This window comes from Streptomyces argenteolus (assembly GCF_042902585.1).
Taxonomy (GTDB): domain Bacteria; phylum Actinomycetota; class Actinomycetes; order Streptomycetales; family Streptomycetaceae; genus Streptomyces; species Streptomyces argenteolus.
On the sequence record NZ_JBIBEG010000009.1, the window covers coordinates 331,600 to 347,201 of the forward strand.

General features: G+C 70.8%; 11 protein-coding genes. 4 read left to right on the plus strand and 7 right to left on the minus strand.

What is annotated here, in order from left to right; genetic code table 11:
• Nucleotides 1-113: 113 nt before the first annotated feature.
• Both ACFY8O_RS28575 and ACFY8O_RS28580 read right to left on the minus strand, forming a co-directional pair.
• Complete coding sequence (locus ACFY8O_RS28575; RefSeq protein ID WP_387907306.1) at nucleotides 114-710, minus strand: hypothetical protein; 597 nt, start codon at nucleotides 708-710, stop codon at nucleotides 114-116.
• A gap of 531 nt (nucleotides 711-1,241) precedes the next feature.
• Nucleotides 1,242-2,843 (minus strand): MFS transporter, encoded by a 1,602-nt coding sequence (locus ACFY8O_RS28580; RefSeq protein ID WP_387907309.1) that lies wholly within the window; start codon nucleotides 2,841-2,843, stop codon nucleotides 1,242-1,244.
• Nucleotides 2,844-3,818: 975 nt separating this feature from the next.
• Here ACFY8O_RS28580 and ACFY8O_RS28585 point away from each other — a divergent pair.
• Nucleotides 3,819-6,641 carry an ATP-binding protein gene (locus tag ACFY8O_RS28585; RefSeq protein WP_387907311.1) on the plus strand — a complete coding sequence of 941 codons (2,823 nt, stop codon included), beginning with the start codon at nucleotides 3,819-3,821 and terminating at the stop codon, nucleotides 6,639-6,641.
• Between the two features lie 334 nt (nucleotides 6,642-6,975).
• Here the strand turns inward: ACFY8O_RS28585 and ACFY8O_RS28590 are convergent, their stop codons facing one another.
• Both ACFY8O_RS28590 and ACFY8O_RS28595 read right to left on the minus strand, forming a co-directional pair.
• A complete protein-coding gene (locus ACFY8O_RS28590) occupies nucleotides 6,976-7,230 on the minus strand; it encodes a hypothetical protein (RefSeq protein ID WP_387907314.1) in 255 nt (84 codons plus the stop codon).
• A gap of 240 nt (nucleotides 7,231-7,470) precedes the next feature.
• Nucleotides 7,471-8,268 carry a thioesterase II family protein gene (locus ACFY8O_RS28595; RefSeq protein ID WP_387907316.1) on the minus strand — a complete coding sequence of 266 codons (798 nt, stop codon included), beginning with the start codon at nucleotides 8,266-8,268 and terminating at the stop codon, nucleotides 7,471-7,473.
• A 369-nt stretch (nucleotides 8,269-8,637) separates the two neighbouring features.
• Between ACFY8O_RS28595 and ACFY8O_RS28600 the strand changes: the two genes are divergently transcribed.
• Entirely contained in the window at nucleotides 8,638-9,876 is a 1,239-nt protein-coding gene (locus tag ACFY8O_RS28600; protein ID WP_387907319.1) for a beta-ketoacyl-[acyl-carrier-protein] synthase family protein, read from the plus strand.
• A gap of 91 nt (nucleotides 9,877-9,967) precedes the next feature.
• Nucleotides 9,968-10,915, plus strand: coding sequence for an ACP S-malonyltransferase (locus tag ACFY8O_RS28605; protein WP_208766129.1), 948 nt, complete (start codon nucleotides 9,968-9,970; stop codon nucleotides 10,913-10,915).
• A 45-nt stretch (nucleotides 10,916-10,960) separates the two neighbouring features.
• On the opposite strand, the gene ACFY8O_RS28610 is transcribed toward ACFY8O_RS28605, so the two are convergent.
• Nucleotides 10,961-11,218 carry a phosphopantetheine-binding protein gene (locus tag ACFY8O_RS28610; protein ID WP_208766130.1) on the minus strand — a complete coding sequence of 86 codons (258 nt, stop codon included), beginning with the start codon at nucleotides 11,216-11,218 and terminating at the stop codon, nucleotides 10,961-10,963.
• Between the two features lie 200 nt (nucleotides 11,219-11,418).
• Between ACFY8O_RS28610 and ACFY8O_RS28615 the strand changes: the two genes are divergently transcribed.
• Nucleotides 11,419-13,017: an AMP-binding protein gene (locus tag ACFY8O_RS28615; protein ID WP_387907324.1), complete on the plus strand. Its 1,599-nt coding sequence runs from the start codon at nucleotides 11,419-11,421 to the stop codon at nucleotides 13,015-13,017.
• Nucleotides 13,018-13,150: 133 nt separating this feature from the next.
• Here ACFY8O_RS28615 and ACFY8O_RS28620 read toward each other — a convergent pair whose 3' ends face one another.
• Together ACFY8O_RS28620 and ACFY8O_RS28625 are read right to left on the minus strand one after the other, a co-directional pair.
• Entirely contained in the window at nucleotides 13,151-14,065 is a 915-nt protein-coding gene (locus ACFY8O_RS28620; RefSeq protein WP_387907327.1) for a proline iminopeptidase-family hydrolase, read from the minus strand.
• Nucleotides 14,066-14,219: 154 nt separating this feature from the next.
• Nucleotides 14,220-15,602: thioesterase domain-containing protein (locus ACFY8O_RS28625; protein WP_387907329.1), on the minus strand; the 1,383-nt coding region annotated here is incomplete at its 5' end.

Sequence of the window (15,602 nt, forward strand, 5' to 3'; positions counted from 1 at the left end):
TCGCAGCCGCCCTGTCGGGCCGGCGGCCCCTGTCCTGCGCCCGCACCCGAGGAGGGGACACCAGGGCCGGCGACGCCTTTCAGGTGCGCAGACGGCAGGTGCGCCGGCCGGCGTCACCCCGGGGGCATGGCGGGGACGGGGCGATGAACCTCCAGGACGACTGCGGTGCCCGCCACGGATCGGTCCTCGTGCATCGTGATCCGTCGGCCGGGCTCGACGTGCGCCCAGCGGGCGGGGGTGAGGGGCACGAGGCGAACCGTGGCTCTCCCCCCGGCCTCCAGACAGGGCATCTCCTCGACCCAGAGGGCGGCGATGTCGACCGCGCGTCCGCCGGTGGGTGAGCGGTGTCCGGTGTCCCACATGGGCCGCAGAACACCGCGGCCGGAGATGGGCGTCGTGCGGCGCGCCTCGGCAACCGGACGGAGCGCCAGGTCCGCCCGGATCACACCGTTGCGGATCTCGGAGCACCGCCAGTGGCACCACGCCGCGCTCCGCTCCAGCCGGAACTGCTCCGCCGCGTCGGCGAGCTCCTCCCAGAACGCCAGAGGAAGTGGAGGACCCTCCCGGAGCTCCTCCAGCAGACCGAGGGCGATCTCCCACTCGTCGTGGACGAGGTGGTCCCAGATGTCCCGCACCGTGATGTCGTTCTCGGTGGCGGCCTCTTCCGGGACCAGAAGGGAAGCCGATACGAGCAGCTCAGGGACATCCATGCGCTCATTGTCGCCCCCCTGGGTATCGGGGCGCGTCCTCCCGGCTCGATCGACGGCGGTGAGCCGCAGACCCCACCTTCGTCACCTGCGCCTGCCCGGGCGGTCGTGCCGTCCGACGTGGTCCCCGTACTGCGCGAGGGAGCAGCCGATGTGACGTTCCTTCAGGTTGGGCCGTTCCTGCGTCGTACCGGCAGCCCAGGAGACGGCGACCATCGGTGACGATGCGCAGCCTCCCGAAGAAAGCCAAGGAACTCGGAGCCGCCCTCATCACCGATTACCGAACTCGGCACTCCTCTCCTGGTGCATGTGCGGCCGGCATTTCATACGCGCCCGTCGCGAGGAATAGGGAAAGGCGAGACAGCCCACGCATCGCGGCAGGCAAAAGGGTGACTGACGGCCGGTCGCATTCCGACAGCGGAGCCCTGGATTCCAACCGACGGGTTCAATTGAGCGTTCGCGAGCGCGCACCACCGAAAAGACAGCCGCCGCCCCACACTCGGTGGGACGGCGGCTGGGGGACGACTGCGGGCTTCAGCTCTTGGTTCCCACCGGGTTCGCGACGCCGGGAGCAGCGGAGGGCCCGTCCGGCTCGTCCGCGACCTCGGGCGCTTCCGCCACGGCGGGTCCCGCGGCACCGCGCATCAGCAGCACGACCAGCACGGATGCGAGCAGCAGGACGCCCGCGCCGGCCAGCGCCGCCGCGTTCAGGCCGTCGGTGAAGGACTCGCGCGCCGCGGTGAGCAGCGCCCCGCCGACGTCGCCGGGGAGTTCGCCCGCGACCAGAACAGCCGCCGCGAGGGTCTCGCGCGCCGCGTCCAGCGCCGCGTCAGGCAGCCCGTCGGGCGCCGAGCCGTCCAGGTTGGTGCGGTAGACGGCGCTGCCGAGCGTGCCGAGGGTCGCCAGACCCACAGCGCCGCCCAGTTCCTGTCCGGTCTGGAGCGTGGCGGAGGCGAGGCCCGCCTTCTCCGGCGGAGCGGAACCCACCACCATGCCGGTGAGCAGAGGCATCGTGGCGGCGACACCGGCGGACAGCCCGCCCGCGCCGACCAGCACCATCCACAGCGGGGAGTCCGCACGGACCTGGGTGAGGAAGAGCAGACCGCCCGCGGTGAGCACGAACGCACCGCCCACGATGAACGCGTGGTCCACGCGCTGCGCCAGGCCCGTGGACAGCCCGGTGGCGATGAAGATTCCGACCGACGGGGTGAGGCTCCACAGAGAGGCCTCCAGCGCCGACATCCCCTGGACCGACTGCAGATACTGGGTGGTGAAGATCGCGAAGCCGATCATCACCCAGGAGGCGACCATCGCGAAGAGCACGCCGCCGCGGAAGGCTCGGGTCCGCAGCAGCGACAGGTCCAGCAGGGGCGCGGCGGCCGTGCGCTGGCGCAGGACGAACAGGAAGGCGACGACCAGGCCGACGACGATCGCCACCACCGGGACGACCTCGAAGCCGTCCGTACCGAGCTCCTTGATCCCGTAGATGACCGGGAGGATCGCACCCAGCGAGAGCAGGCAGCTGAGCGCGTCGAACGGACCCGGGTGCGGGTCCTTGAACTCGGGCAGCAGACGCGGGGCCAGGATCAGGAGCAGCACCATCACCGGGGCGTTGATGAGGAACACGGATCCCCACCAGAAGAACTCCAGCATCACCCCGGAGAGCACCGGACCGAGGGAGACACCCGAGATCAGCACGGCCGACCAGACGCCGAGGGCCTTGGCCCGCTGCGTCGCGTCGGTGAAGATGCTGCGGATCAGCGAGAGCGTGGAAGGGAGGAGGCAGGCGCCACCGACGCCGAGGAGCGCACGGGCACCGATCAGCATGCCCGCGCTGGAGGCGTAGGCGGCGATCAGCGAGGCGCCACCGAAGAAGACCGTGCCGGCCATGAGCAGCTTGCGCCGCCCCATCCGGTCGCCGACCGACCCCATGGTGATGAGGAGTCCGGCCAGGACGAAGGCGTAGATGTCGAAGACCCACAGCAGCTGTGTCCCGCTGGGCGACAGGTCGGCACTGATCGCCGGCACGGCGAAGAAGAGGATGGAGATGTCCATCGAGACCAGCAGCAGTGGCAGCGCCAGGACGGCGAGCGCCAGCCATTCTTTGCGTCCTGCGAGGGCAGGCTCGGTCGTCATCGCTGTACCTTCCTGATGAAAACGGTACGGCAATCGTCTCGTCCGTACTCACGGCCTGACACCCCTAGGGCCCCCTAGGCGCGCGGGGGGACAGGGCCCCTGGAATGCTCGCTCGACGTACATGACTTCCCCGTACCGCCGCGCCGTAGAGCTCCCGAAGCACCCGTACGCCGCAGACCCGATTGCACGACATGCCCGACGGCTTGAAACAAGCGGAATATGGCTGGCAGTCGGCGTCCGATTCGTGAAATTCCACCGGGAATCCAATTGCTTACACCGGAACACTTTCGGCCACTGCCTACGATTCGGCCATTTCCGCCCGCCGAGCCCTGATCGGGCCGGGTCTCAGGTGCCACCGCCCGTGACCACGAGATGTCCGAAAGGGAGCTGGCCCCGTCCGGGAACGAGCCGCTCCACGCGAGCGGAGCGAGAGCCCTGCGGGCGCGCCCGGCCGGCGATCAGCACTCCGACCTGGGGCGCCCCGCGACGACGGTTACCGGCCACCGCGCACAGGCCGATCACGCCGGTCCCGTACACAGGCGACTTCGCGGCAGGCCCGGGGACGCGCGCCGTATACGCACCGGAGCCGCCCCCGCCCGTCCTGTCGAGGGGCCGGGACACCCGAGGGGCGACCCCACGGGCGCCGGAACTCAGGGGATCCACCCAGGATCGCCGTGCTGACCACGTGAGAGCCGGATATTCCGCGAGCGCAAGAGCGCCTCGGCGCGGGTGAACCGATTGGGTCCGGCGGCCATCACGTGTAATACGGCCTTCACTTTGTCGTCGTACAGCAGCATCGAATGGGGTGCTATCGTCGGCCGCTGAGTGCCGGGGGGCCGTTACCACATCTGACGGGCAGTCCTTGCGCACGCAACACAGAACCTTGCATGCGAACCATTTCAGACAATGGTGTAGGCGATAGGCAGCAGCCCGGGGCGACTTATCAGGGCTCGGGTGTGGAACGGGGGTACCACGATGCTTCTTGAGTACGTCGACGCACTGCGCCATCTAGGCGATCAGCTCACGGACACCGCGGAGGGAAGAGGCCGTCTGCTCATCGTCAACGGTGGGCTGACGAGCGGTAAGGCCGAGCTCCTGCAGGAGTTCGCGACCCGCGCGGACCGCGCAGGCGCTCTCTGCCTGACCGCGACCGCCGCACGCGGACTGCAGTCGCTCCAGGCAGATGTCGTCGACCAGTTGTTCCACTCCCGGGGGCTGCCCCCCGAGACCACCGAACATGTCTCGGCGTTGCTCAGCCCGGCCGTGGTGGCCGCTCAGCCGGGAAGCCCGGACCTCGAGTCCTTATCCGGAACCGGCGCGCGAGCCGTGCGTGACACCTGCGCCGAGCTGCTGCACCTGTCCCGGGCACGCCCGTTGGTCATCGGTGTCGACGACGTGCAGTTCGCCGACGCTTTCTCCCTCCAGCTGCTGCTCTACCTGAGCCGGCGCATGGAGTCGGCGCGGATCATGATCGTGCTGAGCAAGTGGGACTGGTCCCAGCCGACCCTGCCGCGCTTCTACGCGGAGGTCACCCGGCTCCCGCACGGTCTCATCCGGCTCGTGCCGCTCTCCGAGCACGGCATCGCCGAACTGATCACCCAGCGCACCGGGGAGCAGCCCGACCCCGGGCTGGTCGCGGCCTACTACGAGCTGACCGGCGGCAACCCCAAGCTGGTGGACGCCCTGCTGGAGGACCAGAGGACGGCGGATGTCGAGTCCCCGGGCCGCGTACCGGCCGGACCGGCCGCCGTGGGGAGTCACTACCAGCAGGCGGTACTCGCCTGTCTGTACCGCTGGAATCCCCAACTCCTCGAAGTGGCCGAGGCGTTGGCCGTCCTCGGCGACGAAGGAGCCGCAGGTCCGCTGAGCCGGCTGAGCGGTCTCAGCATGGACACCACCGAACAGGTGCTGCACACCCTGGTCGCGGAGGCGCTCCTCACCTCCGGTCCGACGCCGGGGAACTACCGGTTCCGTCATCCCGCGATCGCCAAGACGCTGCTCAACAGCCTCTCCACGACCGAGCGCACCCGTCTGCACCTGCAGGCGGCCAAGCTCCTGCACCAGCAGGGAGTCGGCCCGCGCTCGGTCGCCCGGCACCTCGCCGAGGCCGGCATCGTGATGGAGAGCTGGGCGACCGGAGTCCTGCGCTCGGCGGCGGAACAGGCGCTCGCCCACGACGACTCCAGCACAGCCGTGCGCTACCTGGAACTGGTGATGAACGCCTGCACCCCGGGTACCGAGCACGACAGCGCGCGGCTCGCCCTCGTCCACGCCTCGTGGCGGACCAGTCCGGCGGTCTCCGCCCTGCATCTGGCCCTGCTCCCGGAGGACCTGGAGATCGAGACACTCGGCCGCCGGGACACCGCCACCCTGGTCCGGCACGCTCTGTGGCAGGGCGATACGGAAACCGCCGCGCTGGGACTGAAGATGCTCGAGGCATCCGGTGGAGCCGTCGACGACAGCACGATCGCCTGCCTGCGGCTGGCCGAACGGTGGGTCTACGGCCCGGCGGTGGAGGAATGGCGCCGCCCCGCCACCAGACCCGAGCACAGCGCGGAGCCGACCGGCGGTGGGTCCTCCAGCTGTGCGCACGCCGTATGGGATCTCGCCGCACTGTCCACCCGCACCGGCGCGGACCACGCCGCCGTCAAGGCCCGTCGCGTGCTGGAGAACTGCGCGCTCGACGACGTCTCACTGGAGACGGTCGTCGCGGCCGTCCTGGCCCTGCTGCACGACGGGGAGACCGAGTCGGCCGTGGGCTGGTGCGACATCCTCCGTGAGGAGGCCGCTCGCCGGCTCGCCCCCACCTGGCTCGCGGTGCTGGACTGCCTGCGCGCCGCGATCGCCCTGCGACAGGGCGATCTGGCTGCCGCGGCGAAGCTGGCCGCCACCGGATACGAACGTCTTCCCGCCTCTGCTTGGGGCGTGTTCATCGGCTATCCGCTGAGCATCCTGATGATGGTCGACACGGCTCTCGAGAACCACGAGGCGGCGGCGGAGCGCCTCCGCCAGGTCGTGCCGGAGGCGATGTTCAGCACCGTGTGGGGCGCACACTACCTGCGGGCCCGCGGCCACCACTTCCTGGCCACCGACCGGGCGTTGTCCGCTGTCAGCGACTTCCGCGCCGCAGGGGGCCTCTCCGAACGGCTGGGCCTGGACTTCCCCGCGCTCTTCCCGTGGCGGGGCGACCTCGCCCTGGCCAACATGCGGCTCGGCCGCACGGTCCTCGCCCATCGCCTGCTCACCGAGGAACTGGAACACCCCCGGCTGGACGTCCGCGCGAAGGGTGTCACCCTGCGGCTGCTGGCCTCGTGCAGCGACCCGAGCCGCCGCCAGGTCCTGCTGGAACGCGCCATCGACCATCTGGAGCGGTCCGAGGACCGGCTCGAACTGTCCCGCGCGCTCAGGGCGATGAGCCGTGTGCTGCAGCAGTCCGGCCAGAACGAACAGGCCCGCTCCACCGCCCGCCGGGCGGCGCAGGAGGCGCGGATCTGCCGCACCGGAGGCGAGGAGCCGACGGAGCGGGAGTCCCCGGAGCCCGACCCGGCCGTGCCGGGGCCGAGGGCGGCCACCGCCTCGGAACACGAGCAGCTGAGCGAGGCGGAGCGCAGGGTGGCCACCTTGGCCGCGCGCGGTCTCACCAACCGGGAGATCAGCGGGCAGCTGTTCATCACGGTGAGCACCGTCGAGCAGCACCTGACGCGCATCTACCGCAAGCTCGGGGTCACACGGCGCAGCAATCTTCCCACCCACCTGGCGGACCGGCGCGGCGCGATGGAGGGCCGGGCCCAGGGCTGAAGCCGGTGGCGTGTCCACACTTCAGGTCCCGTTCGCTGCGAGGCGGACGGGACCGCTGTCGTCGTGCATCGCGGACTGCTGTGTTCGTGTGCGGCGGAGAGGGCCGCTGTCGTCGTGTGCGGTGCGGGTGACGGTCAGGTGGATGTCGCCCGGCCCTCACGGGGGATGCCCGTGTACGCATCGAGCGGAGCGGGCGCCGGGCGCTTCCACGCTCCGCCGTTCCCGTCCCGGAATCCGGCCACAGCGCATGCCGGAGAATCGCTCACCACAGACGCGTGGTGAGCGATCTCGGAACGGAACGAGGGCCCGATCGGTTGACCCGCCGGGACGGGCGTCAGGTGGAGGACCGGGCACCCGGCAGTGGGCGGCCCTCGCCCTGGCGGGTGGGCGACGAGACACGACGGTCCACAGCGGACCCGCTTCCGTCCCCGCCGGAGGCCGGCCGCTCGGCTCCGGGCACCCAGAAGCCGATGCCGAGCAGCATCGGCAGGGTCGGCAACTCGGGGAGATCGGCGAACTCGGGCGCCGGCGCGCGGGGTACGCGCGCCGCCTCGTCGTGCGGCGCCCGGGGCGCTCTCCCGGCGGCCACGGCCGATCCGTTCACCGCCCTGCCGCGGCCGGCCGCCCGGCGGGAGCGGCGCGCCGCGGCGGCGGTCGACAGGGATACGGTTCCGGGCGGAGCGGACTGAGTGTTCGGAACGGTTTTCTCGGCGCCCATGAGGGCCTCCAGAACGTCGGTGTCACGCTTCGGACCGTTGAGCTCACCCTCCTGGCCGGGCTCCGGCCACGCGGAGGGCGGTGCCGTACGTCGTGCGCCGCGTCCGACCGCTCATCGCAGCGGGGTCGCAGCGCCTCCGCCCTCGCCCGCGGGGTGCACCGAGTCGGTGAACTCCCGTATCTCCCGCAGGACTCCGGGGGCCTGCGCGACAAGGTAGAAGTGGCCGCCCGGGTAGGTGCGAAGCCGGAACGGCGCGTCGGTGTGCCGCTCCCAGGCCTGGGCCTCCTCCGGCGTCACCTGCGGATCGTCCCCTCCGACGAGCACGGTGACCGGGCATCGCAGCGGCGGTCCCGGCCGGTGCTGGTAGGTCTCCACCGCCCGGTAGTCGCTGCGCACCGCGGGAAGGATCATCCGCAGGACCTCCTCGTCCGCGAAGACCTGGTCGTCCGTTCCCTGCATGCGCTTCATCTCCGCGACGATGCCCTCGTCGTCGGCGGCGTGGACGTTCTCGTCGCGATAGGTGGACGGCGCACGACGACCGGAGGCGATCAGACCCGCCGCGGGCGCTCCGCGCTCCTGGAGCCGGGTGGCCACCTCGTAGGCGACCATGGCCCCCATGCTGTGGCCGAACAGGACGAGTGGCCGGTCAGCCCAGCCTGCCAGCAGTTCGTCCGTCACCACGTCCGCGAGCGCGTGGACGGAGTCCACCGGCGCCTCCGTGTGACGGTCCTGACGGCCCGGGTACTGCACCGCCAGGACGTCGAGGTCGGGGCTCAGGGCACGGGCCACCGGGAAGTAGAAGGTGGCGGACCCACCGGCGTGCGGAAAGCAGACCAGTCGGACGGCGGCGTCCGGGGCGGGGTGGTACCGCCGGGCCCAGACATTGGATTGCGCCGGTGCTGCGGTCATGGCAGGTCGGATTCCTCTCGGGCGTTGGACCGTTGCGACGGAAGCCGCGCGCTGACGCCACAAGTATGCCCTCGGGCCTTTACGAGTGGCCAGAATCGACCACCCCTGAACTCCCGTGACAACCCCCTATTCTTGGCCCGCCATAGGTGAGCAGGTAATGCCCTGGTAACACTGTTCTGCAGGACGGTTGCAGGGCCGTCGCGCTTCCGGAACTACGGACGCGCACCATGTTCGTAGGCCTGGAGCACCAGGCTCGTGGCCACGCCTCGGCAATCGAAGGGTATGTGTGATGGGCCAGAGATGGCGCCCCCGATGTCATAGAGAATTTCCGCCCCGCGCCAATTTCGTCGCACAATTCCCGGAGGACGAGTGAAAACCGACGACCGCCATCCGCCGCCGTTCCGGCACCGTGTCATGGTCACCGGAACCGGTGCGGTCACCCCGTTGGGCGAGGGAGTGGCGGCCCTCCACAACCGGGTGGTGAACGGGGAGTCGGGGCTGACGGACGGCGAGGGTCACTGTCAGACGTTCGACCCGCACGCGGTGCTGAGCCGCAAGGGGATCCACGCCACCGACCGCTTCAGCCAGCTCGCGCTGGTCGCCGCCGAGGAAGCGATCCGGCAGGCCGGCTGGTCCGACGGCCTGCCCTACGCACCGGAACGCGTCATGTGTGTCATCGGCTCCGTCGCCGGCGGTGTGCTGACCTTCGAGGAGCAGCTGACCACCATGCGGCGCAACGGGACCGATGCCGTCTCACGGCATGCCGTGCCGATGATGGCCTCCCATTCGGCCGCCGTCCAGATCGCCGTCCGGCACCGGCTGCGCGGTGAGACGTACTGCGTGACGTCGGGCTGCGCCTCCGGAACGCAGGCCATCGGGCTGGGTGTTCGGGCCATCCGCAGCGGCGCCGCCGATGCCGCCGTGGTGGGCGGCGCGGACGCTCCGCTGACCAATTTCATGCGCTCCGCCTACCTGAACGCCGGGATCATGTCTCCCACCGGCATCTCCGTCCCGTTCGACGAGGGCCGGGACGGATTCCTGATGGGTGAGGGCGCGGGCGTGCTGGTCCTGGAGTCCGCGGAGAGCGCCGAACGGCGGGGCCGGACCGCCCTGGGCGAGATTCTGGGCTACGGCTCCAGCTGCGACGCGTTCCACGTGCTCTCCCCCGCCGAGGACGGCGTAGCCGCCATGGACGCCGTCCGGCACGCACTCGGCGACGCGGGCATCGCTCCCGGCGAGCTGAGCTACCTCAACGCGCACGCCACCGGCAGCGCGCGTGACGACCGGCTGGAGATCGCCGCCGTGCGCGGTGTGCTGGCCGACGCGCTGGAGACCCTGCCGATGTCCTCCACCAAGTCGGCCACCGGCCATCTGATGGGTGCGGCCGGCGCGGTCGAGGCGATCGCCACGCTGATGGCGCTCAACGCGAGGGTCGCGCCGCCCACCGTGGGTCTGCGGCGGCCGGACGCCTCGCTCGGGGCGCTCCGGCACGTCCTGCACGCCGTGCCCCTGACCACCGCTCCGGGCCGGCGCCCCGTCGGGATGTCCACGACGTTCGGGTTCGGCGGGCACAACGCGGTCCTGGTGCTCGAAGGGGCGACCGCCTGAACGGCGGGGCACACGGAGGAGGCCTCCCGTCGTGCGGCTTAGGGGCGGCTAGGGGTGCTGTGCCCTCGCCCGGAACGCCAACACTGTCGCCATGGACAAGGAGACTCGCACGGGCCATGCCGTGGTCTTCCCGGGGATGGGACCCACCCGGTTCGAGGACGTGGCCCGATTCATGGTGATCAACCCGCAGGCCCGGAAACTGGTGGCCGCCGCCGACGAACGGCTCGGCTACTCCCTCATCGACCGCTATCGCGACACGGAGGGCGACTACTCGGAATACGCCCAGGTCGCCTTCCTCGTCAACAGTCTGGCGCTCGCCCGGTGGGCCGAGTCCGCCCTCGGCTGCGAGACCACCGTATGCGTGGGGCCGAGCTTCGGCAACAAGGCACTCGCCGTCCACTCCGGGGCCCTCGACTTCGCCGACGGTGTGACGATGACCGCGCGCTTCGCCCGGGTGCTGGACGACTACTTCGCGACGGAGCACCGCGAGGCGGTCACGCTCTCGTTCGCCCGGACCCCGCCCGAGACGCTGCGCACGGTGCGCGACGAGCTGGACGCCATGGGCGAGTGGCACGACATCACCTGCCAGGTCGACGACGACTTCGCCATGCTGACGCTGTCGCGGTCCCGCCTGGAGTGGCTCCAGACGCGGCTGCGCGCCCTGGGCGGGCTGCCGCTGTACGTGATGCACCCTCCCATGCACTCTCCGGCCTTCGACGGGCTGCGCCGGCGCATCGAGGACGAGGCGCTGGCGGGGCTGCGGTTCAGCGATCCTCAGGTGCCGGTGATCTCCGACCACGACGGGAAGCTGCTGACCACCGGGGCCGAGGTGCGCGAGCTGATACTCGACGGCTGCGTCCGTGCGGTGCACTGGCCGGACGCCCTGACGGCGCTCCGGGACCGCGGTGTCGGCCGCCTCTTCGTCGCCGGCCAGGACGCGCTGTTCGGGCGGGTCTCCGTCGCCACCCGCAACTTCGAGGTCACGGCGGTCGATCCGCGGCTGGCACTGCGCCCGCAACGCCGCGGCGGGGCCCGCTGAGCCGAAGCCCCGCGAACCCCGCCGCACACGCACGGCCGACTCCGGTCAGCCGTGCGTGACGTGCACCAGCTCCGACGTCTTGGCCCAGAGCACGCCGGGCGTGGCGAAGGTCTGCATGCTCAGTGCCTCGTCGACGAAGCGGACCCCGTAGGAATTCTCGAGCGCATTGAGCAGCTCCACGGTTCCCATCGAGTCCAGGCCGAGATCCCGCAGTCCGGCATCCTCGTCGAGCGGCTCGTCCGCCGAAAGGAACGGCAGATAGCTGCGGATGATTTCTTCGAATTCCTTGTCCCACGTACTCATGTGTTCGGGCCCCATTCCGGTTCCGGCTTCGTCCACGGACCTGCTAAGGGTGGTGACGCTAATCGCCCTGCGAGAACCCGAACAACCGCTACCAACCCCTGTCCCGCTTAACGCGTCCAGGGAAACCCCTGTCCGTGGGCCGGCAGCCGGGATGACGGTAATGCGCGGCCTGCGGGAAACGACCACCCACAGGAGGAAGTATGTCCGGCACCGTCGAGTACGCGCTCCATCACCGCTTTCTGCGCGGACTGGAGATATCCCCTGACGGCACGGCGCTTCGGCTCGGCACCCTGGCCGCACTCAGCTACCGCGAGGTCCATGGCCTCGCTCTCGCCTGGGCCGGCGCCCTGTGCGCCGACGGGACCCCGCCCCGCGTGGTCGGAGTCCTGGCGGGCAAGACCGTTCCCGCGTACGTCGGCCTGCTCGCCGGGCTCTACACCGGCGCCACCGTGGTGCCGCTCAACCCCGACTTCCCCTCGGAGCGCACCCGCCGGATGCTGGAACTGTCCGGGGTCGAGGCGATCGTCGTGGACGAGGAGGGCGCGGAGGCGCTGTCCAGGCTCCAGCTCCGAGCCACCGGACCGGCCTCCGTCCTGTCCTCCCGCACCGTGGTGCTCTCTGCCTCGGCGGACGGCACCGTGCTCACCGGCGCCGACGCGGCGGCTCCCTGGCGGCAGATCACCGTGGACCCCGCGGCGGCGCTGAGCGTCCCTCGGACGGTCGCTGCCGACGACACGGCCTACATGCTCTTCACCTCCGGTTCCACCGGCAATCCGAAGGGGGTGCCGATCAGCCACGGCAGCACGTACCACTACTTCCAGCTGCTGGACGAGCGGTACGACTTCACGGCGCAGGACGTCTTCTCGCAGACGTTCGACCTCAACTTCGACTGCGCGATGTTCGATCTCTTCTGCGCCTGGGGCGCCGGCGCGACCCTCGTCACCATCCCCCCGCACAGCTACCGCCGGCTCCCCGACCACCTGCGCGAGGAGGGCATCACGGTGTGGTTCTCCACTCCCAGCGCCATCTCCCTCATCCGCCGCACGGGCACGCTGACCCCCGACTCGCTCCCCACCCTGCGGTGGAGCTTCTTCGCGGGTGAGGCCCTGCACTGCCAGGACGCGGCCGACTGGCACGAGGCCGCCTCGGGCTCGTACCTGGAGAACATCTACGGACCCACCGAGCTGACGATCACCATCACCGGCCATCGCTGGGACCCGGTGGCGTCGGCAGAGCACGGCGTCAACGGCCTGGTCCCCATCGGCGCGGTCCACCCGGGCCATGACCACCTGCTGCTCGCGGACGACGGCTCCCTCGCCGAGGAGGAGGGCGAATTCTGCGTCACCGGCCCGCAGATGACCGTCGGCTATCTCGACCCCGCCGACGACGAGGGGCGCTTCCTGGAACGCGACGGCCGCCGTTGGTACCGCACCGGAGACCGGGTGCGCCGGCTGCCCGGCAGCGACGAGCTGCTCTACCTCGGGCGGCTCGACTCACAGATACAGCTTCAGGGCTGGCGTGTGGAGCTGGCCGAGGTCGACCACGCCGTACGCTCCTGCCCCGGGGTGGAGGACGCGCTCACGGTGGTCCAGGAGGTGGAGGGCGGTAGCGAGCTGGTGGTCTTCTACACCGGCACACGTACGTCTCCGGTGGTGCTGGCACGTGCCCTGCGGGAGATCCTGCCCGCCGGGATGCTCCCGCGCCGCTACGAGCACCTCGGGGAGTTCCCCCTCAACTCCAACCGCAAGATCGACCGCAAGGCACTCACCACGCGCGCCACGGCACTGTTCGGCGCCTGACGGCACGGAGGGCCGGGTGCGGGAAGGGGGGGCCGCCGGCCGGCGGTCCCCCCTTCCCGCACCCGGCCCTCACGCCGGTTTCCGGCCACGACCGCGCCCGGGCCGCGGCCAGACCTTTCGTGCCGGCCCGTGGTCAGCTTCGCTCGCGCAGATAGCCGAGCATCACCTCGACGAACCGCTCGGGCTCCTCGAGGTGGGGCAGGTGGCTGGAGTCCTCGAAGATCTCCCACCGCGCTTGCGGGATCAGCTCCTCGTAGGGACGCACCGTGACGGGCGTCGCCTCGTCGTGGCGGCCGGAGAGCACGAGGGTCGGCACCTCGATGTCGGCGAGGCGGTCCTCCACGCCCCAGTCGCGCAAGGTGCCGACGACGTGGAACTCGCTCGGCCCGTTCATCGTGAAGTAGACCGTGGGGTCGTTGTACACCTCGTAGAACGAGGCCTGGTAGTCCCGCGGCCACGGCTTGATGCGGCAGACGTGGCGGTCGTAGAAGGGGCCCATGGCCTCGTAGTACTCGTTGGACCCGGTGGTCCCCGCCGCCTCGTGCCGCAGGAGCGTCTCGTTGACACCGGGCGGCAGCTGCGCGCGCAGCACCTCCATCTCCTGGAGCCAGAGCGGGTAGGAGGCCGGCGCGTTGGCGATGACCAGCCCGCGCAGTCCGGCGGGCTTCCGGGCAGCGTGCTCGGCCACGAGCAGTCCGCCCCAGGACTGGCCGAAGAGGACGTAGTTGTCGGCGACACCCAGCTCGCCGAGCAGATTGTCCAGCTCCGCGAGGAACAGGTCGACGGTCCAGAAGTCCGCGCCGCGGTCGGGCAGATGGGTGGAGCCGCCGTTGCCCAGCTGGTCGTAGTGGACGACGGGCCAGCCGTGGTCGGCGAACACCGCCATGTTCTGCAGGTAGTCGTGCGTACTGCCCGGGCCGCCGTGCACCACGACGAGCGCGGGCTTGTCCGAGGTCACGTCCCCGGTGATGCGGTACCAGGTCCGGTACTCGCCGAACGGCACAGTGCCCTTGGTCACGGCCCTCTGGGACCCGGCGGCCACACTCATGTTCGATCACCCTTCGTCGGTCGCTCGGTCGGAATCTCATCGATCGGTCGGCCGGGGAGCGGGCGGTGCCATGATCGGCTGACGCGTACTCCCTTCGGCCGGTTCGGCTCCGGGCGCCGTGACCACGGGTCACGGCGCCCAGGGCCGTCGTGCGTCAGTCCAGCGTGCCGAGCCAGTCCTCGATCGCCCGCGCACAGTCCGACGCACCCTCTTCCAGCATGGTGAAGTGGTTGGCGCCCACTGCTCGTACCGTCTGGGTCGCGTTCCACGGCGCGGCCTGCCAGGCGTCGCCGGGCCCGTCCGTGTCCGCGCCGGGGAAGGGGCGGGCACATTGCAGGAAGAGCACCGGGGCACGCAGCCCTTCCAGGGGGAACGAGCCGAGCATGTTGCTGTAGCGCCCCATGGAGGACAGCCGGGCGCTGTCGAACCCGTCGAAGGTCTGCTCCATGTCCAGCATGGTCTCCAGCAGGCCGTCGAGCAGGGCGTTGGAGACATCGGGCAGATAGGAGTCCATGAGGACGACGCCGGCGGGACGCATGCCGCGCTCCTCGAGGTGCATCGCGGCGGCGTGGGCGAGGATGCCGCCCGCCGAGTATCCGGCCAGCACGAACCGTTCGCCCCCCGCGGCCTCGAGGGCCGCCTCCGCCAGCACTTCGGCGGCGGCGTCGTTCGTGGCCGGCAGGCTGTCGCCGCGTACGAAGCCCGGCAACGGAATGCCCGCCACGCCGCGGATGCCCTTGAAGTGGTTGGCGATGTGCGCGTGCTGATAGACGCCGCTGGTGGCCATGGGCGTACTCAGGCAGATCAGCCGCGTACGTCCTGCGGGTCCCTCCATGAGCCGGACCGGCACCGGGAGGGCGGGAATGTCCGAGGCAGAGGTGAAGGCGGGCCGCGTCTCCGCGACCGCGTTCAGCATGGTCATCGCCTTCTGGAGAGGGCCGTTCCGGAGAGCCTCGCGGAACAGCTGGCTGAGGGTGTCGGCCGCCGCACCGGACGGGCGTCCCGCCCCCTGGCCCGTCTGCTGCGCGTCGCCGTCGGACGGTACGCCGGAGAGCGGACCGGCAGCGGAGAGCTCGTCCAGGAGGAAGCGGGCCAGCGCCGCCGCGCTCTTGTGGTCGAAGACCACCATCGACGGCAGCCGCAGCCCGATCGCCTCGCTGAGAGCGGACCGCAGCTCCATCGCCATCAGCGAGTCGAAGCCCAGCTCCAGGAAATCACGTTCGGGGTCGATGCCCCCGGCGTCCTGGTATCCGAGCAGGCCGGCGGCGAGTCCGGTGACCAGTTCCTGGAGCACCTCGTGCTGCCCCTGCGCGTCCAGCGCTTCGAGCGTACGGCGCAGCGTGCCAGGGTCGGCCTTGCCCGCGGCGGAGCGCCGCCGGTTGGGCGGGGCCAAGGCGTGCAGGAGCTCGGGGAGGTTGTCGGCGGCTCGGCGGAGGGTGGGAAGGTCGAGCTGGATCGGGACCAGAGCCGGATCGTCAAGACCCATCGCGGTGTCGAACAGCTCAAGGCCACGCTCGGCCGACAGCCCCTCGATACC

Coding starts and splice junctions, on each gene's coding strand:
- ACFY8O_RS28575 (WP_387907306.1), bottom strand. CDS start 710: ATGGATGTCCCTGAGCTGCTCGTATCGGCTTCCCTTCTGGTCCCGGAA.
- ACFY8O_RS28580 (WP_387907309.1), bottom strand. CDS start 2,843: ATGACGACCGAGCCTGCCCTCGCAGGACGCAAAGAATGGCTGGCGCTC.
- ACFY8O_RS28585 (WP_387907311.1), top strand. CDS start 3,819: ATGCTTCTTGAGTACGTCGACGCACTGCGCCATCTAGGCGATCAGCTC.
- ACFY8O_RS28595 (WP_387907316.1), bottom strand. CDS start 8,268: ATGACCGCAGCACCGGCGCAATCCAATGTCTGGGCCCGGCGGTACCAC.
- ACFY8O_RS28605 (WP_208766129.1), top strand. CDS start 9,968: ATGGACAAGGAGACTCGCACGGGCCATGCCGTGGTCTTCCCGGGGATG.
- ACFY8O_RS28610 (WP_208766130.1), bottom strand. CDS start 11,218: ATGAGTACGTGGGACAAGGAATTCGAAGAAATCATCCGCAGCTATCTG.
- ACFY8O_RS28615 (WP_387907324.1), top strand. CDS start 11,419: ATGTCCGGCACCGTCGAGTACGCGCTCCATCACCGCTTTCTGCGCGGA.
- ACFY8O_RS28620 (WP_387907327.1), bottom strand. CDS start 14,065: ATGAGTGTGGCCGCCGGGTCCCAGAGGGCCGTGACCAAGGGCACTGTG.